Here is a 20,779-nt window from a genome sequence, read left to right as displayed (position 1 = left end):
TACCTGGTCACGGCGACCCCCGCGGTCTGACACCGGCCCCGCAGAGGGCACGGCCGGAACGCACGGATGCCCCGGACCGCTGCGGTCCGGGGCATCCGTGCGTGGAACGGGATCAGGCGCGAGCCGCCTCCGAGACGCGGCGTGCTGCGGCCAGGGCCTGGTCGAGGTCGGCCTTCAGGTCGTCGATGTTCTCGAGTCCGACCGAGAGGCGCACCAGACCCGGCGTGACGCCGGCCGTGAGCTGCTGCTCGGGCGTGAGCTGCGCGTGGGTCGTGGACGCGGGGTGGATGACCAGCGAACGCACGTCGCCGATGTTGGCGAGGTGGCTGAACAGCGTCAGGCTGTTCACGAACTCGCGTCCGGCCTGGACGCCGCCCTTCAGCTCGAACGACAGTACGGCGCCGACGCCCTTCGGGGCGTACTCGTTCGCCTTCGCGTACCAGGGGGAGGTGGGCAGGCCCGAGTAGTTCACAGCAGCGACATCATCGCGGCTGTCGAGCCACTCGGCGATCTCCTGAGCGTTCTGCACGTGGCGCTCGATGCGCAGCGACAGCGTCTCGATGCCCTGGATGAGGTTCCAGGCGCTCTGCGGAGCGATCGCGGAGCCCAGGTCGCGCAGCAGCTGAACGCGTGCCTTGATGATGTAGGCGAGGCCGTCGCCGACCGCCGCGGTGTACGAAGCACCGTGGTACGAGGGGTCCGGAACGGTGAGCCCGGGGAACTTGTCGACGTTCTTCGACCACTCGAAGGTGCCGCCGTCGATGATGGCGCCGCCGATGGTGGTGCCGTGGCCGCCGAGGAACTTGGTGACCGAGTGCACGACGATGTCGGCACCGTGCTCGAACGGGCGGATGAGGTACGGCGTCGCGATGGTGTTGTCGACGACGAGCGGCACGCCGCTCTCGTGTGCGACGTCGGCCACGGCGCGAATGTCGAGGACGTTGATCTGGGGGTTGCCGATGGTCTCCGCGAAGAAGAGCTTGGTGTTCGGGCGCACGGCGCGGCGCCACTCCTCGGCGTCGTCCTGGTTCTCGACGAAGGTGACCTCGATGCCCAGCTTGGCGAGGGTGTACTTGAAGAGGTTGTAAGTGCCGCCGTAGATCGAGCTCGAGGCGACGAGGTGATCGCCTGCTTCGGCGATGTTCAGCACCGCGAACGTGGAGGCGGCCTGACCGCTGGAGAGGACGAGAGCCCCGGTGCCGCCCTCGAGCGCGGCGAGGCGCTGCTCGAGCACGTCCTGCGTCGGGTTCTGGATGCGGGTGTAGATGTTTCCGAACTCGGCCAGGGCGAACAGGTTCGCCGCGTGGTCCGCGTTGTCGAAGACGTACGAGGTGGTCTGGTAGATCGGCGTGGCTCGGGCCTTCGTCACCGGGTCGGGCGCAGCGCCGGAGTGGATCTGCTTGGTCTCGAAGCGCCAGGACTCGGCTGCGGACATGTTGTTCCCCCTGGGAGCGTAGTGGAAAGTCGGATGGCGGATGCCGTTGCAGCGAGCGTACGGACGATGCCGGGATGTCAACAAGGAACGGGAAATGTGACGTAACAAGCCGAACGGCGGGCACGCGCGAAAACGGCGCGCGAAAGTCGTACGGTGGAGGCATGGTGAACAGGCGTGCGGTTGTGACAGGTGCGAGCTCGGGGATCGGCGCGGCGACGGTGCGCGCGCTCAGGTCGCGCGGATGGGACGTCGTCGGAGTCGCGCGACGCGAGGAGCGCCTGGCTGCGCTCGTCGCCGAGACCGGCGCGTCCGCGGTCGTCTGCGACCTGACGGATGCCGAGGCGGTGGCGGCCCTCATCGCTGAACTCGAGGCGACGGGCCCGGTGCACGCACTCGTGCAGGTCGCGGGCGGAGCTCGCGGGACCGACAGCGTCGAGAATTCCTCGGTCGAGGACTGGCAGTGGATGTTCGACGCCAACGTGCTGGCGACGCAGCGCCTGGTCGCCGGTCTCCTCCCGCTGCTGCGCCGGGCCGCCGACGAGGACGGCCACGCCGACACGGTGTTCGTCACCTCCACCGCCGCCCAGGTGGCGTACGCAGGCGGCGGTGGCTACAACGCGGCCAAGGCCGCCGAGGGGATGCTCGTGCGAGTGCTCCGGCAGGAACTCAACGGCGAACCGATCAGGGTCGTCGAGGTGGCCCCCGGCATGGTCCACACCGAGGAGTTCACGCTGAACCGGCTCGGCGGAGACGCAGTCGCGGCCGAGTCCGTCTACGCGGGTGTCGAGGCGCCCCTCGTCGCGGAAGACGTCGCAGACGTGATCGCGTACGCGCTGCAGGCGCCGGGGCACGTCAACCTCGACCTCATCACGATGCGCCCGGTCGCGCAGTCCGCCCACCATCTCCTCGCGAGAGGCCCGCTGCGCGTCCGGCTGGACGACTGACCGGTGCCGCGCACTCTCGCCGAGCTCGCCGCCGAAGGCCGGATCGACGCCGGCTGGGCGGAAGCGCTCGCCCCCGTTCAGGGGGTCATCTCCGAGATCGGTGAACGGCTGCGTGCGGAGCAGGCCGCCGGCCGCGGGTACCTTCCCGCCGGCGACAACGTGCTCCGGGCGTTCCAGCGCCCGCTGTCCGACGTCCGGGTGCTCATCACGGGTCAGGACCCCTATCCGACGCCGGGGCATCCCATCGGCCTCTCCTTCGCGGTCGAACGCCACGTGCGGCCGCTGCCGCGCAGTCTCGGGAACATCTACAAGGAGCGCGCGACCGATCTCGGTATCCCGCCCGCTCCGCACGGCGACCTCACCGCCTGGAGCGATCAGGGGGTTCTGCTGCTGAACCGCGTGCTCACCGTGCAGCCCGGGATGCCGGCATCCCACCGCGGCTGGGGCTGGGAGCAGGTCACCGAGCTCGCCATCCGTGCGCTGGTCGCGCGCGAACAGCCGCTCGTCGCGATCCTCTGGGGGAAGGATGCGGCGAACCTGCAGCCTCTGCTCGGTACGACCCCGGTGATCGCCTCCGCGCACCCGTCGCCGCTGTCGGCGAGCCGCGGGTTCTTCGGCTCGCGGCCGTTCTCCCGCACGAACGCCCTTCTGGAGGAATCCGGAGCAGCTCCGGTGGACTGGCGGGTCGAGGGCGAGCCCGCCGAGTCCGTAGGCTGAGCGCATGCAGTTCGAACCCGGCGACCGCCGCCGCCGCATTCCCCGCCACCTGCGGCGCCCCGAGCCGGCACCCGACGTGTTCTCCTACGCGATCAGGCCGGCGAAGGCGACCGATCTCCCGCACGTCCGCGAGATCTACAACCACTTCGTGAGCAATTCGGTCGTCACCTTCGATGAGCGGCGCAGCAGCATCCGCTACTGGCGGGACAAGTTCGCACTGCTGTCGAAGCTCGGACTGCCTTTCCTCGTCGCGGTCTCGCCCTCCGGCGAGGTGCTCGGCTATGCGCTCGCGCAGCCGTGGGCCAGCAAGACGGCCTACCGCTACACCGTCGAGGACTCGATCTATCTCGGCCCAGGGGCTGCGGGCAAGGGCCTCGGGGCGGCGCTTCTGCAGGCGCTGATCGAGGCGTGCGAGCAGATCGGCCTCCGCGAGATCGTCGCCGTGATCAGCGACACGGGCGCCGAGGCGTCGATCCGGCTGCACACGAAACTCGGCTTCGTCGAGGTGGGCCGGATGGGCCGGGTCGGCTTCAAGTTCGGCCGCAATCTCGGCACGGTGTACCTGCAGCGCTCATTGCGTCCGACGGGCCGGCGCCGGCGCCGGATCATCGGCCGGGGGCGCTGACCCCGCCGGTCACCGACCGGGGATCACCGGGATCGCGGCGAGGAGCGTCTTCGTGTACGCGTGCTGCGGGTGCAGCAGCACGTCCTTCGTGGCACCGCGTTCGACGATCACCCCTTCCTTCAGCACGACCACCTGGTCGCACAGGTGCTGCACCACGCCGATGTCGTGCGACACCAGCAGCAGTGTCAGATCAGAGGTCCGGTGCAGCGAGGCCAGCAGTTCCAGGATCTGCGCGCGCACGGTGACGTCGAGGGCCGAGAGCGGCTCGTCGCCGACCAGGATCCGCGGGCGGTGCACGATGGCGCGCGCGAGCGCGATTCGCTGGCGCTGGCCTCCGGAGAACTCGTGCGGATATCGTGACGCCATCTCCGGTTCCAGCCCGACCTGGGTGAGGACCTCCGCGATGCGTGCAGCGCGGTCACCGGGGATATCCAGTGCCCGGAGCGGTTCGCCGATGATCTGAGCCGCGGTCATCCGCGGGTCGAGCGAAGCATACGGATCCTGGAAGACCAGGCCGGTCGCCCGGCGCAGCCAGTGCAGTGATCGGGCGGATGCCGCGGCATCCACCGCCCTGCCGTCCACCGCCACGGTGCCGGATGTCGGGCGGTCGAGGCCCAGGAGCAGGCGGATCAGGGTGGACTTGCCCGACCCGGATTCCCCGATGATCCCGAGAGAGGATCCCTCGGCGACATCGAGATCGGTCGGAGCGAGCGCGGTCTGCGTGCGGGGCTTCTCGAACGGCGAGCGCTTCGGCACGAAGAAGTCACGACGCAGCCCGCGGGCCTCGATGAGACTCATGTCCGGTCTCCTTCCGGTCGCCACAGGGTCGCGGTGGCGTCGCGCAGCAGCCCCTGGGTGATCGGCGAGGCCGGCGCGCTGAGAAGAGTGGAGACGGGTGCGGCCTCGACGACACGGCCGTTCTCGAGCACGATGCCGTCGGTGGCGACCTGGGCGAGCACGGCGAGGTCATGGGTGATGAACACCAGCGACATCCCCTCCTCCTCGACCAGCGACAGCAGCAGAGCCAGGATCTCCGCCTGGATGGTGACATCCAGGGCCGTGGTCGGCTCATCGGCGATGAGCAGCCGCGGCCGGCAGGCGAGCGCCATGGCGATCGCGACGCGCTGCCGCTGACCGCCGGAGAGCTGATGCGGGTACCGGTCGACGATCGACTCCGGGTCGGGCAGGCGCACGCGGGCGGCCTCCGCGATCGCGCGCCGGCGTGCCTCACGGCGTCCGATGCGCTCATGGATGCGGATCGACTCCGCGATCTGCCGGCCGACGGTGCGGATGGGATTCAGCGCCGTCCGTGGTTCCTGGAACACGATGCCGATCTCGTCGCCGCGGAGCTCCGCGAGCCGCCGATCGGGCATCCCGATCAACTCCGTGCCGTTCCAGCGGATGCTGCCGCTCGCCACCGCGCCCGCGGGGAGCAGCCCCAGCACCGCGAGCGCGGTGAGCGACTTGCCTGAGCCGGATTCGCCGATCAGGCCGACGCGGGCGCCATCCGGCACATCGAAGGAGATGCCGTCCACGACGCGGCGGCCGTCGATCTCGATCATGAGTCCTTCGACCTGGAGGCTCATGCGACCACCCCCGGTGTGTGGACCTCTGCCGCGCGGTGGCGCAGAGTCGGGTCGGTGGCCTCGCGGAGGCCGTCGCCCAGGAGGTTGAGGGCGAGCACCGTGATCGTGATCGCGAGGCCCGGCCAGATCACGGAAAGCGGATGCACGCCGATGTATCGCTGCAGGTCTGCGAGAAGGATGCCCCACGAGGGTTCCACGACGGATGCTCCGAAGCCGAGATAGGAAAGCCCTGCTTCGGCGAGCACGGCGACGGCCATCGACCATGACAGCTGCACGATGAACACCGGGGCGACGTTCGGCAGCAGGTGCCGCATGAGACTCTGCCCGGGGGTGAGTCCGGATGCGCGGCCGGCCAGCACGAAGTCGCTCTGCTGGACCCGGCGCAGCTCGGGGCGCGTCACCCTGGCGATGTTGACGCCGAAACCGATGCCGACGGCCCAGATGACCACCCAGAGCGAACCGCCCCAGACCGACGAGATCATCATCGCGATGATCAGCACGGGGAATGCGATGAGGATGTCGACGAGAACGGCGATCGTCTCGCGCACCCAGCGCACCGTGAGCGCCCCCAGGGCGGCCAGGGCGATGCCGACCACGGTCGCGACCAGACCGGCGCCGATGCTGACGAACACCGTCGTGCGCGCACCCGCCATGATGAGGCTCAGGATGTCGCGACCGGTGTCGTCGGTTCCGAGCAGATGCGGCCAGCTCGGAACGGCCCAGCGGTTGCGCACGTCGGAGTCCTGCGGGTCGAACGGCGTCCACACCAGCGAGACGAGAGCGGTGACGACGATCACGGCGACGACGATGAGGCCGAATCGGCCTGTCGTCGTGGACCACAGCCTGGCGGCCCAACGGGGCATCATGCGGCCTCCCGCTGGCGAGGATCGATCAGGTGGTGCGCGAGGTCGACGAGGAAGCCCACGACCAGCACGAAGCCGGTGAGAACGAGCAGTTCGCTCTGCACCTTGATGAGGTCGCGGGTGCCGACGTCGGCGACCAGCATCCGTCCGATCCCGGGGAGCGTGAACAGCTGCTCGATGACGACGGAGCCGACGATGATCCCCGCCACCTGCAGGCCGAGAACCGTGATGATCGAGAGCCCGACGGCGGGGATGCCGTGCTGGATGAGCGCCCGGTTGCGGGTGAGCCCCTTTGCGGCGGCCGTGCGGACGAAGTCCTGACCGGCGGCCTGCAGGGTGGCGCTGCGCACGAAGCGCATCAGCATCGCACCCTCGACGATCCCGATGGTGAGCGCCGGCAGCAGCAGCGCCTCGATCGCCTTTCCGGGTGTCGACCAGCCGTCACGGGGAAAGCCCTGCGGGGGGAGCCAGCCGAGCCACACCGAGAAGAGCACGACGAGCATCATGCCCGCCCACACCACGGGCACGGCCGCCAGCGTCTGCGCGCCCACGCTGAGCACGGTGCCGCCTGCGCGTCCCCGCAGAACGGCGGCGAGGATGCCGAACGGGACCGCGATGAGGAGGGCGATCGTCAGCGCCATGATCCCCAGCGGCACCGTCACCTGCGCCTTGAGGAACAGCTCTTCGCCGACCGAGGCGCCGCTCAGAAGCGACGTGCCGAGGTCTCCACGGAAGATGCCGCCGATCCAATCGGCGTACTGAGTGATCAGCGGAAGGTTCAGCCCCAGCGATTCGCGCAGCTGCTCGACCTGGGCGGGGGAGGCCTGGGTTCCGGCGATGAGCTGGGCCACGTCGCCGGGGAAGACGCGCAGCGTGAGGAAGATGAGCACACTCGACACGAGGAGCCCTGCGATGAGCAGGGCTCCTCGGACGAGCAGATAGCGGATCATGAAGGAACGGCTACTTCTCCGAAAGCACGGTGACCCCGGCCACGTTGATGCGGGAGTTGATCGAGTCCTTCGGGAAGCCGGTCACCTCCGGGCTCACCGCCGTGATCGTCGCTCCGTTGTACAGCCAGTCGGCTGCGTGGTCCTCGGAGACGAGGCGCGCGGCTTCCGCGAGCAGCTTCGCGGACGCATCCGGGTCTACCTCGGCCAGCGCCTCGCTGTACAGGCGCTGCACGTCGGCGTTGTCGTAGCCGAAGTAGTAGTCGGGATTCGCGAAGTTGCCGAAGTCGCGCGGCTCGACGTGCAGCACGAAGCTGAGGTCGTAGTCGTGGTTGCCGTAGACGTCTTCCAGCCAGGTCGGGAACTCGACCGAGTTGACCTCGAGGGTCACGCCGACCTTGTTGAAGTCGGAGATCAGCACCTTCGGAACCGTGGTGCCGTAGAAGGACGGGATGGTGAGCGTCAGCTCCAGGTCCTTCTGCCCGGCCTCAGCGAGAAGCTCCTTGGCGCGTTCCGGGTCGTAGGAGACGACATCGGAGAGGTCTTCGTACCCGGGGTCGAGCTCGGGGATCGGACCGTAGAGCGTGCTTCCGGCGCCGACGGCCTCGACGAGTGCCTCGTGATCGATCGCCAGTCGCAGCGCTTCGCGCACGCGCACGTCGTCGAGCGGTGCCTTGGCGTTGTTGAACGCCAGGGTGGCCTTGTCGGTGGTGCGGCCCGTCGTCAGGGTGAAGTCGCCCGAATCCTCGAGCTGGGAGGCGAGGTTCGGGTCCACGGCGGTGAGCACCTGCACGCCGCCGTCGAGCGCGTTGTTCACGCCGGCGGTGAAGTCGGGAACGTACTGGAACTCGACCTCGGCGACGCCGGCCGGGGCACCCCAGTACGCGTCGTAGCGGGCGAAGGTGATCGAGCTGCCCTTGCTCCAGCGGGTGAGGGTGAACGGGCCGGTCCCGTTCTCCGCCGTCTTGAGGTCGGTGGCGTCGCCGGCCTGGAAGACGAGGCCGGCGGGGCCGGTGAGGGCGAAGAGGAAGTTCTGGTTCGGTGCCGTCAGCACGATCTGCACCGTCGCCGGATCCGGCGCGGTGATCGACGCGACCGACGCGAAGTCGGCGTTTCCTTGAAGGGTCGCATCGGTGCGCACCGCCTCGTAGGAGGCGACGACATCGGCGGAGGTGAGCGCAGTGCCGTTGTGGAAGGTGACGCCGTCGTTCAGTGTGAACGTGTAGGTCAGGCCGTCGTCGGAGATCTCGAAGTCGGATGCCAGCCGCGGCTCGATCTCGTTGTCCTGCGTGCGGGTGACGAGACCTTCATAGATGTTGTCGATCAGGATCTGCTCGATCGCCGCGCCGCTCGTGTGACGGATGTCGAGGTTCGTGGGCTCCAGTACGAGACCGACGGCCAGGGAGGCATCGGGGTCCGGCTTGCCCGTCGACGTGGCGGCCGGCTGGGGCGATCCGCCGCAGGCGCTCAGGATCACGGCGGTGGCCGCGAGCGCGGAGATCAGCGCGAGGCGTCGGGTGCGTCGGAACATGGGTGCGATCCTCTCGGGGCGGCGGAAGCCGGGGTGTGGTTCGAGCCTAGGGATGTCTCGGGGCAGGCGGGGTGATTGGAGGAATCCGGCGTCACATTCCGGATGCTGCGGACAGCGACGCGACGATGAGCGCCGCGAGTTCCACCGGGCCGGTCTCCTGGACGTTGTGCGTGGCATCCATCGACACCAGATGCGCTGCCGGCAGGCGGCGCTGGAACTCCTCAGCGTCCGCCACGCTGACGAAGCCCCTGGCCGCACGCACCAGCGTGATCGGTGCCGTCACGGCGGCGAGATCGTCCCAGCCGGTCTCGTGCAACCGGGACGGCGCGGCCGCGGTGCCGGTGTCGTGCGCAGCGAGCGCCTGGGCGGCGAGATGGGCGAAGTGATGCTTCCACTCGATCCGGCCGTCTTCGCGCACGCGGGTGTTCAGGAAGACGCCGCGCTCGGTCTCCGCCTTCGTCCCGCCGAAGCCGAGCGCCATCGCACGGTCGACGAGTTCGGCACGGGTGGCGAAATCGGTCGGACCCGCGTAGAACTCGCGCAGGGCCGAGGGTCCGGCGCTGACGTCGATGCCCGGGGTGATGTCGACGATGATGAGCTCTTCGACGAGATCGGGGCGGGCAGCGGCGAGTGCGGCCCCGGTGAGACCGCCGAGCGACTGCCCCACGATCAGCTGCGGGCCGGATGCCCAGGCGTCGAGGGCCGCCGCGACGTCGCCGGCGAGGGGGTGAGGGGTGTAGTCGAGGTCCGGTCGCCACGACGAGTCGCCGTGGCCGGCGAGATCGATCGCCAGGGTCGGCTGTTGCAGGGCGAGCACGGTGGTGTCCCAGGTGTGGGCGTTGAGACCCGCGCCGTGCAGCAGCGTCACGCGCGGAGCCTCCGTGCCGTAGCGGAGAGCGCTGACCGATCGGCCGTCCGGAAGCCGGAGGGTGAGACGCTCGACGGGAGGAACGGGAACGCCCAGAGCCTGCGCCTGTGCGGGGAGATAGCTGAACTCAGTGATGTCGGTCGCCACGTCCATATTCTGCTCCTGCCCGATCGAACCGAGAAATGCGAGAGCGATGTGCTCACCCTCTGCTCGGTGAACCTGTCTATATGTTCACTTGGACTCGTCAGATTGTGCTTATCTGCCTGAGTCGCTTCCTCGAGTGCTCTGATCCGGGAGCCGGCACAGCGAATATGCTGGATTGCATGAGCGAGACGCGAGTGCACCTCTCCAAGACCGAACCGGCCGCGTATCACGCACTGGATGCCTTTTCGAAGACCGTCGGCGAGATCTGCCGCGACAACGGAATCGACGACCGCCTCAAGGAACTGGTCATGATCCACTGCTCCCAGCTGAACGGGTGCGCGTATTGTGCCCGGATCCACGTCGATCGCGCCGTGGCCGCCGGTGTCGACCTGGATACGCTCACGCAGATTCCCACCTGGCGCGAAAGCGGTGTGTTCACCGATCGCGAATGCGCAGCGCTGGAACTCGCCGAGGCGTTCACCTTCATCGCCGAGGAGGGCATCTCCGACGAGGTCTACAACCGCGTCGGCGCCGTCTTCACGGAGAAGGAGTACGCCGCGCTGAGCTGGGCGTGCGTGTCGATCAACGCCTTCAACCGAATCGTCGTGGCGGGCCGCTACGCAGTGCCGCCGCGCACGCCGCAGGCGCAGGGAGTGGAAGCCCGCGCATGACCATCCTCGATGTCGAGGGCGTCAACAACGTGCGCGATGTCGGCGGCATGCTGGCGGCAGGCGGCCGAATCCGCTCCGGAGTGCTGCTGCGTTCGGGCCAGCTCGCGGGGGTGACGCCCGAAGGGGCCGACGCGCTGCGCAGCCGCGTCCGGCACATCGTCGACCTCAGGGACGGCGAGGAGGTCGCGGCGGAGCCGACGGACATCCCGGGGCCCGAGACCACGCATCTGCCGTTGTTCCTCGGTTCCGTGCGCTCGTTCTTCGAGGCGGACACGAGTCTCGAGGACCTCTACGTGCATCTGCTCGAGGAGAGCGGAGAGCGGCTGGTCGCCGCGATCCGCATCATCGCGGCGGGGGAGCCGACCCTCGTGCACTGCACGGTCGGCAAGGACCGCACCGGTGTCACCGTCGCTCTCGCCCTGGCTGCCGTCGATGCCGATCGCGAGGCGATCATCGCCGACTACGCGCTGACGGAATCGCAGTTGCCCCCCGAGCGGTCCCGTCGGATCGCGGCCTATATCCGCGCGCAGCATCCAGAGGCGGTGCACGCCGTGGCACTGGCGACCGAGTCGCCGGCGATCGTGATGCGGGCGCTGCTGGAGCGGGTCGACGACAGGTGGGGCTCGGCTGCCGACTACCTGCGTGCCAACGGGATGAGCGACGAGGAACTTGCGGCGCTGAACGCGGCACTCGTCGAGTCGGCCGAAGGATCCGCCGACAAAGGTTAGGCAACCCTTCGCCAGGTGATAACATGGAGACACCATGAGCACCTCCCTCGACACCGTCACCACGCGCGCACAGCGCCGTGCTGCCCGTCGACGCGCCCACCACCTGGTGACGGCCGACGAGCACTCGCTCGCCGATCTCGAGGTGTTCCTGGCCACGCTGCCGCTCTGTGCCTCCGGTCGCATCTTCATCGAGGTGCCCGAGAAGGACGACATCGGCGTGATCGACGCTCCCGCCCGGATGACGGTCACCTGGCTCGCCCGGGGAACGCGTTCCGGCGCTCCCGGCACCGGCCGTTCCTGTGCACCCGGTCAGGCGCTCGCGCGCGCCACCTGCGCCTGGGCCGACGAGATGCTCTGCGGCGATGAGCAGGAGACCCGGGTCACCCTGCTCGGCGGATACCTCGGCACTGCTGACATCGTCGAGCACCTCACCGGGCATCTCGGAGTCGAGGCCACGACGATCAACGCGCCGGAGCGCTTCGGCTTGCTGCCCGTCACGCGCTGAATCCACTCCCGGTCAGCGACCGCGGCGCACGTAGTTGCCGTCTTCCAGGCCCGCTTCGATCTCGAAGCGGTTCTTCATCGGGTCGCGGCCTGCGAACAGGTAGAGGACCGGCATCAGGAAACCGTAGCGCCGCCACTGATCGCGGTGCACGGCCTCGTGCCGCAGCACCGCATCGCTCGGGCGGGCATCGCCGGTGAGGAAGCATCCGCCCACGCAGACTCCGCCGCGGTTGAAGGTCCATTCCGGCATCCCTCGGAACACCCAGAGTCCTTCGCGGCGCTCGATCGGGCCGGTGCTCCAGAGCCCGCCCCAGATCCAGCCGATCGTGGTTCCCCACCAGTAGCCGACTCGGCTCACGGGCGAACGGAGCAGGAAGGAGGGGATGCGGCGATCGAAGCGCCGCCCGCGCGCGAGCGCCGCATCGGCGGCCGGGCGCCAATCCGACGTCACGCGACCGCTCCGACCAGACGCAGGAGCGCGCCGAGGTCATCGACCGCGTCGGCGGGGGTGCGCGGGGCGAAGCCGGAGATCGTGGCGCCCGCCAGCGGCACACGCTCGCGCAACCGCCGGATGGCAGCGCCGAGTGCGGCCGGGCCGGCACCGAACGGTGCGGGCGAGGAGACTCCGACGAGTTCTGCCGGATCGAGCACGTCGACGTCGATGTGAACCCACACGCGGGATGCCCCGGTGGCGGCGACCGCCTCGGCGAGGGCGTCGACGCGATCGAGATCGGCGACGGAGAGCCGGGTGAGGCGGTCCAGCTGCTCGACCTCGTCGTCGTCGGGCGTGCGCACGCCGACGGTCACGACACGTTCTCGCGGGATGCCGGGCGAGAGGATCAGTTGCGGTTCTCCCTCGCCGAGCACCGCGCGCAGCGCCATTCCGGAGAATGCGCCGGACGGCGATGACTCCGGGGTGTGCAGATCGGGGTGGGCATCGCACCACACCACGGCGACGTCTTCGGTTCCGCCGGGAAGCGCGGCGAGGGCAGCAACGGTGACACTGCAGTCGCCGCCGATCACGACCGTGCCGGCTGCGGCGTGTTCAGCCACGAGTTCGCGGGTGTGCAGCAGGGCGCTCAACCGACGCACTCCCGTTCCGAGGGACTCGCCCGCCTCGACGGGGACGTCCAGCACCGTGGTGGACTTACGAGGGAGGTCGCCGGTGATGGCCGACGCGCCGTCGACGAGGAGCATCGCGCGGGGCGCGGGCGAGCCCTGCCACTGCGGGACGACGAGAAAACGCACCATGGGATGCCTCCGGAAAAGGGAAGGGCGGATGCCCCGGGCACGTCGGCCCCGGGGCATCCGCCGGATGCGATCAGGAGCCTTCGATGGCCTGACGCGGCGCGCTGCTGCCGGCCTTCAGCTCGGCGAGGCGAGCTTCGACCTCGGTGAGCTCGCCGAGGTCCTCGAGGCTCTCGAACTGGGCGTCGAGGCTGGAAGCGGCCAGCTCGGTCTTGCCCTGCGCGAGGGCCTCCTGGCGACGGACCTTGTCTTCGAAGCGGCCCAGCTCGCTGGTCGGGTCGAGGACGTTGATCGACGAGACGGCATCGTGCACCTTGGTCTGCGCTTCGGCGACCTTGGCGCGGGCGAGCAGCTCGCTGCGCTTGTTCTTGAGCTCGCCCAGCTTGTCCTTCATGCCGTTCAGGCCGGACTTGAGCTTGTCGACGATCTCGGTCTGAGCGGCGATCTGCGGTTCGGCGCCGGTGGCCTCGCGCTCGGCGCTGATCTGGCGCTGGAGGGCGATCTTGGCGAGGTTGTCGAACTTGTCGGCATCCGGAGCGTCGCCGGAGGCGCGCATCTCGTCGGCCTTGCGGCTGGCGGCGAGGGCCTTGTTGCCCCACTCGGTCGCCGACTGGACGTCTTCCTCGTGGTCCCGCTCGAGCAGGCGCAGGTTGCCGATCGTCTCGGCGATGGCCGACTCGGCATCCGCGATGCTGTTGGTGTAGTCGCGAACGAGCTGGTCGATCATCTTCTGCGGGTCTTCCGCAGAGTCCAGGAGGGAGTTGATGTTCGCGCGGACGAGGGTCGAGATACGTCCGAAGATGGACTGCTTGATCATGCGTGATTCCTTTCAGAGGGTCTTCGTCGAAGTCGGTTCGTGTGAGTGTGTGCGGATCAGAAGCGCCCACCTCCGGAGCGACCGCTGCGGCCGCCGCTGGAGCGTCCGCCGCCGCCGAAGCCGGAACTGCGGAAACCGCCGCCGCCGCTGGAACGCCAGCTGCTGCTTCGGGAGGAGGACCGGCTTCCGCCGCCCCCGCCGCCACCCGAGAGGAGGCCGCCGATGATGCCGCCGAGGATGTCCCCGCCGATGCCGGAGCCGCCGGAACCGGAGCTCGAACCGCCGAACAGCCCGCCGCCGCCCCAGCCGGCGTTCTCGTAGCGCTGCGGGTTCTGTGCTTCGACGTCGGCCTGCGCGGAGTACGTCGCCTGTCGCACGAGCTCCAGCGCTCTGCCCGCGGCGGTGAGCGCGGCCTCGGGATCGCTGGCGCGAAGGTTCAGCGCCCCGGTGAGGGTCGTCTCCGCCTGCGAGAGCCGGGTGCGAGCCGTGGAGCCGACGGTGCCGCGGCGCGTCTCGATGTACTCGCGGCACGCGCGGACCTCGGAGTTCGCCTGTGAAAGGGTCTGTTCGAGCATCTGCTGCACACGACGCGCGCGCTCCGCCGACTCGGTGCCCTGCGCGATCGCGGCGTCGATCTGCGTGTTGGCGGCCGTGAGCGCTTCGAGTGCGCGCTGCGGACTGCGCGCCGAGCCGCTGAGGTCGGTCTGCGCCTGCCGAAGCAGGTCGTTCGTCGCTGCTGCGGTTGCGGTGATCGTGCCGGCGGTATCGGGAAGCCGCTGAGCGGTCGCGACGTCTCCCTGCAGTTCGACGATCAGGGCCTGAGCCTTCGCCTCGATGGCGGTGAGCTCGGCGCCGAGCGCGGTGATCGCCTGGGCGAGCTGCGCGGCCTGGGCGACCGACTGCTCGGCAGTGCGGATCGCGAACGCCGCTTCGCCTGACTTGCCAGCGGCGATCGCATCGGCTGCGGCACTGATCGAGCGATCCGCCAGCGCTGCCCGCTCCTGCGCCTGGGCGGGATTGTCGGCGACGGTGCTGAGTGCTGCGGCATCGTATGAGGATGAGAGCGCGGCGAGCGTGGGAGCGGCCTCGGCGAGCACCGGTTGCAACGTGGCGCGTTCCGCTCGTACCCTCTCCAGCTCCTGCGGGGCGTTCTGCTCGAGCTTGCGAAGCGCGTCGAACGCCTCGGCGTTGGCGTCGAGCACCTCGTCGATCTCGTCACAGAGCTGGATGATGCGGATGTGCCACGCGCGGCGATCGTGGACGGTGTCTTCGATCTCGTCATCGAGCTTCTGCCGAAGATCGAACGCCTCGGACATCTTCGCCTTCGCCGTGTCGACCGCACCGCTGAAAGCGGCGGTCGCCCCTTCGCCGAACTGGGCGACGGCGAAGCCGAGCTCTTCGCGACTCGAGGTGATCGCATCGTCGGCCTGGACGAGGGCGGATCCGGCCTGGGTTTCGACCTGATCATCGGTCAGCGTCGAGAACGGGTCGTTCGGATCGGGAGTCTCGGGCATGGCACCGCGCTCGCGGATCGCGGCGTTGCGGCGGGCGCGCGCGACGAGACGGACGATCAGCCAGATCACGAGCGCAGCCGCGAAGATCGCGGCGACGACCAACACGGCGCGCAGAGCACCGGCACCGCCATCGCCCTGGATCTCGTCGGCGGCGAGGATGATCGCACCGTCCCAGTCGCCCTGTGCCAGCAGCGGCTGGATCTTCTCCTCGATGTCGTCGAGTTTGCCGTCGCTGAGCGGGCCGCCCTGGGCAGCGGAGATGTAGTAACTGCTCTGCTCCACGGCGATCGCGAGCAGATACTGCTCGGGGCCGAGGTTGTTGTTGTCGGCGACGGTGTCGGCCCACTGCACGTAGTCGGAGGGGGAGGTGAAGCTGTCGACCAGCACGACGAAGAGATCGGCGTCGGAGTTCTCGGTGAGCTCGAGCAGCCGAGCCTCGACTGCGTTCTGCTCGTCAGCGCTCAGCACGCCGACGTCGTCGGTGACATAACCGGAGTCGAGGGTGAGCGGATCGGTGGCGAACGCCGCGGTGGCGGAGAACGTTCCCAGCGCCACGGCCAGCGCCAATGAGGCCGTCATCAGCCAGCGAATCCTCATCGTGTTCCCTCCGACTGGCTGCCGTGCCCCCATGCCACGAGTCTATGCACAGAGGCCGACACGCGACAGCATCCGCCGGGGGATCACCGTTCGCCATCAGCGGAGACACATACGCTGGAGGGCATGGATGACAGGTATGGAGCCGATGTGCTCGCGTCCGGGTGGCGCGAGCGCGCCGCGAAGCCGGTGCCGCAGGTGCCGGCCGAACTCGATCTCGTCGTCGAGGTCGCCGACGACGGGTTCTGCGGTGCGGTGACTCGGGTTCAGAGCGGGACCGTGGAGCTGGAGGACCGCTCAGGGCGCAAGCGGCTGTTCCCGTTGGGCGGTGGATTCCTCATCGACGGCTCGCCGGTGCGTCTGACGGTGCCGGCACCGAAGGCGCAGACGCCGCGGCGCACGGCCTCCGGCTCGTTCGCGGTGGGCGACCAGCGTGCCAAGGTCGCACTGCCCAGCCGCATCCTGGTCGAGGGCCGGCACGATGCCGAACTCGTGGAGAAGGTGTGGGGTCACGACCTGCGCGTCGAGGGCGTCGTCGTCGAGTTCCTTCAGGGCGTCGATCTCCTCGATGAACTGCTCACCGCCGAACCGCCCAGTCCCACCCGCCGCTACGGGGTTCTGGTCGACCACCTGGTGCCGGGGTCCAAGGAGTCGCGGATCGCCGAGGCCGTCGCCCGCGGCCCGCATGGACGGCACGTGCGCATCGTCGGGCATCCGTTCATCGACGTCTGGCAGTGCGTCACGCCCCAGGCGCTCGGCATCTCCCGCTGGCCCGAGATCCCGCGCGGCACCGATTGGAAGACCGGCATCTGCCGCGCGTTCGGATGGCCGCACGAGACGCAGGCCGACACCGCCCGGGCGTGGCAGCACATCCTCTCCAAGGTGCACACGTTCCGCGACCTCGAACCGGCGCTGCTGGGTCGGGTCGAGGAGCTCATCGATTTCGTGACGGCGCCAGCCTGACGGTTTCGCGGTCTGCCTGACGGTATCGCGGTCTGCGCCCGGAGCGGGGCGCCGGCGCCGCGCGACTACCCTGGAACCATGCCTGAGCCCCGCGTGTTCCGTGATGAACCGGTGTCGTTCGTGCGCCGCAGCGGCCGGATGTCCGAGGGGCAGGAGCGCGCGTTCGCGGAATTGGCCGAGCGATACCTGCTCGACGTGCCGCGCGGCGCCGCTGAGACCTCGGTGCACCCCGATGCCCGGTTCGATCCGGCCGCCGAGTTCGGACGCTCAGGTGCGATCTACGTCGAGGTCGGCTCGGGGCAGGGGCACGCGATCGTCTCTGCCGCGCTGTCGCGCCCCGATGACGACTTCCTCGCTGTCGAGGTGTTCCGCGCCGGGATCGCCCGCACCATGCTCGACGCCGACCGCGAGGGCGCGCGTAACCTACGACTCGTCGAGGCGAACGCACCGGAGGTGCTGTCCTCCTATCTGCCGGAGGGTGCGGCGGCGGAGGTGTGGGTCTTCTTCCCGGATCCCTGGCACAAGAACAAGCACAACAAGCGGCGTCTCGTCCGCCCCGGGTTCGGCGAAACCGCCGCTCGTGCGCTGCGCGATGGCGGGCTGCTCCGTCTCGCGACGGACTGGGAGGACTACGCGCGGCAGATGCGCGAGGTGCTCGATGCCGATCCGCTCTTCGAACGCGCCTTCGACGGGGACTGGGCAGACCGGTTCGACGGGCGTGTGATGACGGCGTTCGAGCAGAAGGGCATCGCCAAGGGGCGAGAGATCCGCGATCTCACCTACCGGCGGAGGCCTCGGGCATGAGCGTCGTGAGACGCGAGACCGGGCTGTGGCCTGCCGTGATCCCGGCTGCGCTCGTGTGCGCGGCCGCCCCGGCGTTCTTCGTCGTCCAGTGGGCCTGGCTCGGCTGGGTGCTGCTGGCGCTGGGGATCGCGGGAGCGTGGCTGATCGAGCGCGGGCAGGGGGCAGATCGTGCGGGGGGTGACGATCGCGTGCGCGTCGGTGCACGGCGGGAGACCGCCCGTGTCGTCGGCCGCAGGCCGTCGCTGACGCGGGACCTCTCGCTGATCGGACTCGGGATGCTCATCGTCAGCGTCATCCCGTTGGCAGCGGAGCTCGACAATCTCGCGATGCTGCGTTTCACTCTGGCACTCGGCGGTGCCGTCGTCGTGCCCTACGTCATCTCGCGGTTCGTATTCCGTGATCGGGCGATCAGCTTCCCGTGGCGCACCGGGAAGCGCTGGGGTCGATTGCAGTGGGGCTGGCTGATCGCCGTCCTGGTGCTCGGCTGGCTGATCCTGCCGTTCTACTTCATCACCAGCGGCGTGTACCAGAACTGGCCGGTGGTCGACACTCCGGAACTCATCGCGCGCCTGTTCGTCGGGGTCGGCGCCGTCGGCATCTGGGACGAGCTCTTCTTCATCTGCACGGTCTTCGCGCTGCTGCGCCGGCATTTCACGGACGTCGCGGCGAACCTGCTGCAGGCGGTCGTGTTCGTCTCGTTCCTCTGGGAGCTCGGCTACCGCGAGTGGGGTCCGCTGCTGACGATCCCGTTCGCACTCCTGCAGGGATGGATCTTCCTACGGACGCACTCGCTCGCCTACGTCGTCACCGTGCATCTGCTGTTCGACGCCGTCGTCTTCGCCGTGCTCGTGCACGGGCACAATCCCGGGCTGCTGGATATCTTCCTGGTGTGAGCAACCGGGCGGGGCACCGGCCGTGCGCTAGGCGCCGCGGCCGAAACGCGCGAGGATACTCCCATGCTCATCGCCGGACTGGTCCTCGCCGCGGCTGCCGCCGCGTTCCATGTGTTCATCTTCGCCCTCGAGTCGCTGAAGTGGACGGAGCCCGCCACGCGCAAGGTCTTCGGCGTCGCCAGCGAGGCTGACGCCATCACGATGAAACAGCTTGCCTTCAACCAGGGCTTCTACAACCTGTTCCTCGCCCTGACGACGCTTCTCGGCATCGCGCTGTTCATCTCCGGACTCGTCACCGTAGGTCTGACTCTCGTCTTCGCCGGAACCGGAATGATGCTGGCGGCCGCGCTCGTGCTGATCCTCTCGGATCGCGGCAAGGCGCGTGCCGCGATCATGCAGGGGTCGCTCCCGTTGCTCGCGGTGATCGTGACCGCGGTGGGCGTCTCGATCGGGTGAGTGCCGTGGCTCTCAGCCTCGGATGACGGCCGCGACGGCGCTCACCTCGATCAGCGCGCCGGGCACGCCCAGGCCCGCCACCAGAGCTGCCGTGACCAGGGGAGGGGCGCCGGTACGCGCCAGCTGCGAAGCGACCGCGCCGTAGGCTGCGCGAAGGTCGGCGTCCTGATGGATCAGGACGGTCCAGCTCACGACGTCGTCGAGGGCGGCGCCGGCGGACTCGAGCGCCACGCGGGCGTTCTCGACCGCTCGAAGCGACTGCTCGGCGACATCGGCGGACACCAGGGCGCCGACGGCGTCGATGCCGTTCTGACCTCCGACATAGATCGTCGTGGCTCCGGGCGGAACGACGGCGACGTGACTGAATGCGGGACTGACGACGAGGCCCGCCGGTTGCATGAGTGTGATCTTCATGCCCGACAGTGTGGCCAGGGGCACGGACAAAGGGAAGGGCCGAAGCGCGTCGCGCCCCGGCCCATCCGAAACCGCGTCGCTCAGAACCGCAGCAGGACCTTCCCGACACGTCCGGGGGTCTTGCTCAACCGCACCGCGTCGGCGACATCTGCGGCATCGAAGACGCCCGCGACGGGCAGGGTCAGGGTTCCCTCCGTCACCCGCTGGATGAGTTCCCCGAACAGGGCACCGCGCAGCGCGGGCTCGACCTGCCCGATGACCTTGCTGCCCCAGAAGCCCTTGACCGTCGCCTGCTTGAAGATGACGTCGGAGGAGGCGATCTCCATCGTGGGCGAGTTCATCGCGCCGAAGGCGACGAGCGTGCCGCCCTCGGCGAGGAGCGACAGCACTTCGCCTGATGCCGGTCCGCCGACGGAGTCGACCCCCGCGACGATCGGTGCGCCGCCGGTGAGGCGCGACGCCTGCTCTCGCCAATCGTCCTGATCGGTGGCGATCACGTTCTCGATGCCCTGGGCGCGGAGCTCATCGACACCCGCGGTACGGCGGACGAGTCCGAGCACGTTGATGCCGCGCGCGGCTCCGAGCTGTGCCAGCATCCGCCCGACGGCACCGTTGGCGGCGTTCTGCACGATCCAGGCGCCTTCGGCCACGTCGAGGAAGTGCAGCAGGCTGATCGTGCTGAACGGCATCGACACCAGCTGTGCTGCGCTCTCGTCCGAGAGCGATTCCGGTACGGGGATGAGCCCGGCGGCGCCCGTCACGACGTACTCGGCCCAGGCGCCGAACGTGCCGCCGGTGGCGACGCGCTGCCCGACGGTCAGATTGTCGACTCCGTCGCCGAGCGCGTCCACGACGCCCACAGCCTCGGTGCCGGATGCCGCGGGGAGATCCGGCTTGAACCCGTAGGTGCCGCGGATCGTCCATAGATCGTGGTTGTGGATGGGGGAGAGGAGGATGCGCAGGCGCACCTGGCCTGCTTGCGGCTCGGGAAGGGGGCGGTCCTGGACGGTGAGGACCTCGTCGGCTTCGCCGAATGTGGGGTGGATGAGTGCTCGCATGATGCTGGTTCCTTCTTTGCGTGGATCAGTCGTCGGAGACGGTGATGGCGACGTCGATGTTGCCGCGCGTCGCGTTGGAGTAAGGGCAGACCTTGTGCGCGGCATCGGCGAGGGCGCGCGCCTGCTCGTTCGGCAGATCGGGGATGACGACCTCGAGCTGGACGGCGAGGCCGAAGCCGCCGTCGCCGTTCGAGCCGATCTGCACACGTGCGCCGACCGAGGAGTCGGAGATCGAGACCTTCTGAGCGCGGGCGACCGTCTGCAGTGCCGAGTGGAAGCATGCGGCGTATCCCGCGGCGAAGAGCTGCTCGGGATTCGCTCCGTCCCCGCTGCCGCCCAGTTCCTTGGGAACGGCGAGCGTGAAGTCGACGCGCCCCTCCCTTGTTGCGACGTGGCCGTTGCGGCCGGAGCCGGTGGCCAGTGCTTCGGCGGTGTATAGAGCTTCCATCGTGTGG

Annotated in this window: 24 protein-coding genes; 10 read left to right on the top strand and 14 right to left on the bottom strand. The window is 69.1% G+C overall.

What is annotated here, in order from left to right:
* Nucleotides 1-112: 112 nt before the first annotated feature.
* Nucleotides 113-1,435, bottom strand: a complete 1,323-nt coding sequence (locus tag CUR96_RS09550; RefSeq protein ID WP_102193082.1) for a bifunctional o-acetylhomoserine/o-acetylserine sulfhydrylase — start codon at nt 1,433-1,435, stop codon at nt 113-115.
* Nucleotides 1,436-1,596: 161 nt separating this feature from the next.
* Between CUR96_RS09550 and CUR96_RS09545 the strand changes: the two genes are divergently transcribed.
* The 3 genes from CUR96_RS09545 to CUR96_RS09535 are packed head-to-tail and all read left to right on the top strand — an operon-like array spanning nt 1,597 to nt 3,721.
* Nucleotides 1,597-2,379: an SDR family oxidoreductase gene (locus CUR96_RS09545; protein WP_102193081.1), complete on the top strand. Its 783-nt coding sequence runs from the start codon at nt 1,597-1,599 to the stop codon at nt 2,377-2,379.
* 3 nt (nt 2,380-2,382) lie between these two features.
* Nucleotides 2,383-3,096: a uracil-DNA glycosylase gene (locus CUR96_RS09540; protein WP_102193080.1), complete on the top strand. Its 714-nt coding sequence runs from the start codon at nt 2,383-2,385 to the stop codon at nt 3,094-3,096.
* A 4-nt stretch (nt 3,097-3,100) separates the two neighbouring features.
* Nucleotides 3,101-3,721 (top strand): GNAT family N-acetyltransferase, encoded by a 621-nt coding sequence (locus CUR96_RS09535; RefSeq protein WP_102193079.1) that lies wholly within the window; start codon nt 3,101-3,103, stop codon nt 3,719-3,721.
* A gap of 9 nt (nt 3,722-3,730) precedes the next feature.
* Here CUR96_RS09535 and CUR96_RS09530 read toward each other — a convergent pair whose 3' ends face one another.
* The 6 genes from CUR96_RS09530 to CUR96_RS09505 form a co-directional block, all read right to left on the bottom strand.
* Entirely contained in the window at nt 3,731-4,519 is a 789-nt protein-coding gene (locus CUR96_RS09530) for an ABC transporter ATP-binding protein (protein ID WP_102193078.1), read from the bottom strand.
* A complete protein-coding gene (locus CUR96_RS09525) occupies nt 4,516-5,307 on the bottom strand; it encodes an ABC transporter ATP-binding protein (RefSeq protein WP_102193077.1) in 792 nt (263 codons plus the stop codon). The genes CUR96_RS09530 and CUR96_RS09525 overlap by 4 nt, the downstream gene beginning before the upstream one ends.
* Nucleotides 5,304-6,173 (bottom strand): ABC transporter permease, encoded by an 870-nt coding sequence (locus CUR96_RS09520; protein ID WP_432612422.1) that lies wholly within the window; start codon nt 6,171-6,173, stop codon nt 5,304-5,306. The genes CUR96_RS09525 and CUR96_RS09520 overlap by 4 nt, the downstream gene beginning before the upstream one ends.
* Nucleotides 6,170-7,120 carry an ABC transporter permease gene (locus CUR96_RS09515; protein WP_102193076.1) on the bottom strand — a complete coding sequence of 317 codons (951 nt, stop codon included), beginning with the start codon at nt 7,118-7,120 and terminating at the stop codon, nt 6,170-6,172. The genes CUR96_RS09520 and CUR96_RS09515 overlap by 4 nt, the downstream gene beginning before the upstream one ends.
* Before the next feature lie 10 nt (nt 7,121-7,130).
* Entirely contained in the window at nt 7,131-8,648 is a 1,518-nt protein-coding gene (locus CUR96_RS09510) for an ABC transporter substrate-binding protein (protein ID WP_102193075.1), read from the bottom strand.
* A 91-nt stretch (nt 8,649-8,739) separates the two neighbouring features.
* Complete coding sequence (locus tag CUR96_RS09505; RefSeq protein ID WP_102193074.1) at nt 8,740-9,669, bottom strand: alpha/beta fold hydrolase; 930 nt, start codon at nt 9,667-9,669, stop codon at nt 8,740-8,742.
* A 170-nt stretch (nt 9,670-9,839) separates the two neighbouring features.
* On the opposite strand from CUR96_RS09505, the gene CUR96_RS09500 reads away from it, so the two are divergent.
* Genes CUR96_RS09500 through CUR96_RS09490 form a run of 3 tightly spaced genes read left to right on the top strand, consistent with a single transcriptional unit; the run spans nt 9,840 to nt 11,564 of the window.
* Nucleotides 9,840-10,331 (top strand): carboxymuconolactone decarboxylase family protein, encoded by a 492-nt coding sequence (locus CUR96_RS09500; protein WP_102193073.1) that lies wholly within the window; start codon nt 9,840-9,842, stop codon nt 10,329-10,331.
* On the top strand, nt 10,328-11,059 hold the full coding sequence (locus CUR96_RS09495; protein ID WP_102193072.1) for a tyrosine-protein phosphatase: 732 nt from the start codon (nt 10,328-10,330) through the stop codon (nt 11,057-11,059). Before CUR96_RS09500 ends, CUR96_RS09495 begins: the two co-directional genes overlap by 4 nt.
* 34 nt (nt 11,060-11,093) lie before the next feature.
* Nucleotides 11,094-11,564 (top strand): SIP domain-containing protein, encoded by a 471-nt coding sequence (locus CUR96_RS09490; RefSeq protein WP_102193071.1) that lies wholly within the window; start codon nt 11,094-11,096, stop codon nt 11,562-11,564.
* A gap of 12 nt (nt 11,565-11,576) precedes the next feature.
* Here the strand turns inward: CUR96_RS09490 and CUR96_RS09485 are convergent, their stop codons facing one another.
* From CUR96_RS09485 to CUR96_RS09470, 4 genes are all read right to left on the bottom strand, one after another.
* Nucleotides 11,577-12,014, bottom strand: a complete 438-nt coding sequence (locus CUR96_RS09485; protein ID WP_102193070.1) for a Fe-S oxidoreductase — start codon at nt 12,012-12,014, stop codon at nt 11,577-11,579.
* Nucleotides 12,011-12,814 (bottom strand): arginase family protein, encoded by an 804-nt coding sequence (locus CUR96_RS09480; RefSeq protein ID WP_102193069.1) that lies wholly within the window; start codon nt 12,812-12,814, stop codon nt 12,011-12,013. The genes CUR96_RS09485 and CUR96_RS09480 overlap by 4 nt, the downstream gene beginning before the upstream one ends.
* A gap of 70 nt (nt 12,815-12,884) precedes the next feature.
* Nucleotides 12,885-13,628 (bottom strand): PspA/IM30 family protein, encoded by a 744-nt coding sequence (locus CUR96_RS09475; protein WP_102193068.1) that lies wholly within the window; start codon nt 13,626-13,628, stop codon nt 12,885-12,887.
* 56 nt (nt 13,629-13,684) lie between these two features.
* On the bottom strand, nt 13,685-15,721 hold the full coding sequence (locus tag CUR96_RS09470; RefSeq protein WP_245861165.1) for a TPM domain-containing protein: 2,037 nt from the start codon (nt 15,719-15,721) through the stop codon (nt 13,685-13,687).
* A 141-nt stretch (nt 15,722-15,862) separates the two neighbouring features.
* Between CUR96_RS09470 and CUR96_RS09465 the strand changes: the two genes are divergently transcribed.
* The 4 genes from CUR96_RS09465 (at nt 15,863) to CUR96_RS09450 (ending at nt 18,852) form a co-directional block, all read left to right on the top strand.
* Complete coding sequence (locus CUR96_RS09465; RefSeq protein WP_102193066.1) at nt 15,863-16,699, top strand: DUF3097 domain-containing protein; 837 nt, start codon at nt 15,863-15,865, stop codon at nt 16,697-16,699.
* A gap of 78 nt (nt 16,700-16,777) precedes the next feature.
* Nucleotides 16,778-17,503 carry a tRNA (guanosine(46)-N7)-methyltransferase TrmB gene (trmB, locus tag CUR96_RS09460; RefSeq protein WP_102193065.1) on the top strand — a complete coding sequence of 242 codons (726 nt, stop codon included), beginning with the start codon at nt 16,778-16,780 and terminating at the stop codon, nt 17,501-17,503.
* Nucleotides 17,500-18,396, top strand: a complete 897-nt coding sequence (locus tag CUR96_RS09455) for a CPBP family intramembrane glutamic endopeptidase (RefSeq protein WP_102193064.1) — start codon at nt 17,500-17,502, stop codon at nt 18,394-18,396. The genes trmB and CUR96_RS09455 overlap by 4 nt, the downstream gene beginning before the upstream one ends.
* Before the next feature lie 63 nt (nt 18,397-18,459).
* Nucleotides 18,460-18,852: a DUF1304 domain-containing protein gene (locus CUR96_RS09450; RefSeq protein WP_102193063.1), complete on the top strand. Its 393-nt coding sequence runs from the start codon at nt 18,460-18,462 to the stop codon at nt 18,850-18,852.
* A 12-nt stretch (nt 18,853-18,864) separates the two neighbouring features.
* On the opposite strand, the gene CUR96_RS09445 is transcribed toward CUR96_RS09450, so the two are convergent.
* From CUR96_RS09445 to CUR96_RS09435, 3 genes are all read right to left on the bottom strand, one after another.
* Nucleotides 18,865-19,266 (bottom strand): RidA family protein, encoded by a 402-nt coding sequence (locus CUR96_RS09445; protein WP_102193085.1) that lies wholly within the window; start codon nt 19,264-19,266, stop codon nt 18,865-18,867.
* 80 nt (nt 19,267-19,346) lie between these two features.
* On the bottom strand, nt 19,347-20,324 hold the full coding sequence (locus CUR96_RS09440; protein ID WP_102193062.1) for a zinc-binding dehydrogenase: 978 nt from the start codon (nt 20,322-20,324) through the stop codon (nt 19,347-19,349).
* A 25-nt stretch (nt 20,325-20,349) separates the two neighbouring features.
* Entirely contained in the window at nt 20,350-20,772 is a 423-nt protein-coding gene (locus CUR96_RS09435; protein ID WP_102193061.1) for an organic hydroperoxide resistance protein, read from the bottom strand.
* Nucleotides 20,773-20,779: the final 7 nt, after the last annotated feature.

Source organism: Microbacterium aurantiacum, assembly GCF_002872075.1.
Taxonomy (GTDB): Bacteria; Actinomycetota; Actinomycetes; order Actinomycetales; family Microbacteriaceae; genus Microbacterium; species Microbacterium aurantiacum_A.
Note: the sequence above shows the minus strand (reverse complement) of the source record. Positions and strands in the feature narration are given on the sequence as shown.

Coding starts and splice junctions, on each gene's coding strand:
- CUR96_RS09435 (WP_102193061.1), bottom strand. CDS start 20,772: ATGGAAGCTCTATACACCGCCGAAGCACTGGCCACCGGCTCCGGCCGC.
- CUR96_RS09455 (WP_102193064.1), top strand. CDS start 17,500: ATGAGCGTCGTGAGACGCGAGACCGGGCTGTGGCCTGCCGTGATCCCG.
- CUR96_RS09530 (WP_102193078.1), bottom strand. CDS start 4,519: ATGAGTCTCATCGAGGCCCGCGGGCTGCGTCGTGACTTCTTCGTGCCG.
- CUR96_RS09535 (WP_102193079.1), top strand. CDS start 3,101: ATGCAGTTCGAACCCGGCGACCGCCGCCGCCGCATTCCCCGCCACCTG.
- CUR96_RS09495 (WP_102193072.1), top strand. CDS start 10,328: ATGACCATCCTCGATGTCGAGGGCGTCAACAACGTGCGCGATGTCGGC.
- CUR96_RS09525 (WP_102193077.1), bottom strand. CDS start 5,307: ATGAGCCTCCAGGTCGAAGGACTCATGATCGAGATCGACGGCCGCCGC.
- CUR96_RS09490 (WP_102193071.1), top strand. CDS start 11,094: ATGAGCACCTCCCTCGACACCGTCACCACGCGCGCACAGCGCCGTGCT.
- CUR96_RS09505 (WP_102193074.1), bottom strand. CDS start 9,669: ATGGACGTGGCGACCGACATCACTGAGTTCAGCTATCTCCCCGCACAG.
- CUR96_RS09500 (WP_102193073.1), top strand. CDS start 9,840: ATGAGCGAGACGCGAGTGCACCTCTCCAAGACCGAACCGGCCGCGTAT.
- CUR96_RS09480 (WP_102193069.1), bottom strand. CDS start 12,814: ATGGTGCGTTTTCTCGTCGTCCCGCAGTGGCAGGGCTCGCCCGCGCCC.
- CUR96_RS09515 (WP_102193076.1), bottom strand. CDS start 7,120: ATGATCCGCTATCTGCTCGTCCGAGGAGCCCTGCTCATCGCAGGGCTC.
- CUR96_RS09550 (WP_102193082.1), bottom strand. CDS start 1,435: ATGTCCGCAGCCGAGTCCTGGCGCTTCGAGACCAAGCAGATCCACTCC.
- CUR96_RS09470 (WP_245861165.1), bottom strand. CDS start 15,721: ATGACGGCCTCATTGGCGCTGGCCGTGGCGCTGGGAACGTTCTCCGCC.
- CUR96_RS09520 (WP_432612422.1), bottom strand. CDS start 6,173: ATGATGCCCCGTTGGGCCGCCAGGCTGTGGTCCACGACGACAGGCCGA.
- CUR96_RS09465 (WP_102193066.1), top strand. CDS start 15,863: ATGGATGACAGGTATGGAGCCGATGTGCTCGCGTCCGGGTGGCGCGAG.
- CUR96_RS09440 (WP_102193062.1), bottom strand. CDS start 20,324: ATGCGAGCACTCATCCACCCCACATTCGGCGAAGCCGACGAGGTCCTC.
- CUR96_RS09450 (WP_102193063.1), top strand. CDS start 18,460: ATGCTCATCGCCGGACTGGTCCTCGCCGCGGCTGCCGCCGCGTTCCAT.
- CUR96_RS09545 (WP_102193081.1), top strand. CDS start 1,597: ATGGTGAACAGGCGTGCGGTTGTGACAGGTGCGAGCTCGGGGATCGGC.
- CUR96_RS09510 (WP_102193075.1), bottom strand. CDS start 8,648: ATGTTCCGACGCACCCGACGCCTCGCGCTGATCTCCGCGCTCGCGGCC.
- trmB (WP_102193065.1), top strand. CDS start 16,778: ATGCCTGAGCCCCGCGTGTTCCGTGATGAACCGGTGTCGTTCGTGCGC.
- CUR96_RS09445 (WP_102193085.1), bottom strand. CDS start 19,266: ATGAAGATCACACTCATGCAACCGGCGGGCCTCGTCGTCAGTCCCGCA.
- CUR96_RS09475 (WP_102193068.1), bottom strand. CDS start 13,628: ATGATCAAGCAGTCCATCTTCGGACGTATCTCGACCCTCGTCCGCGCG.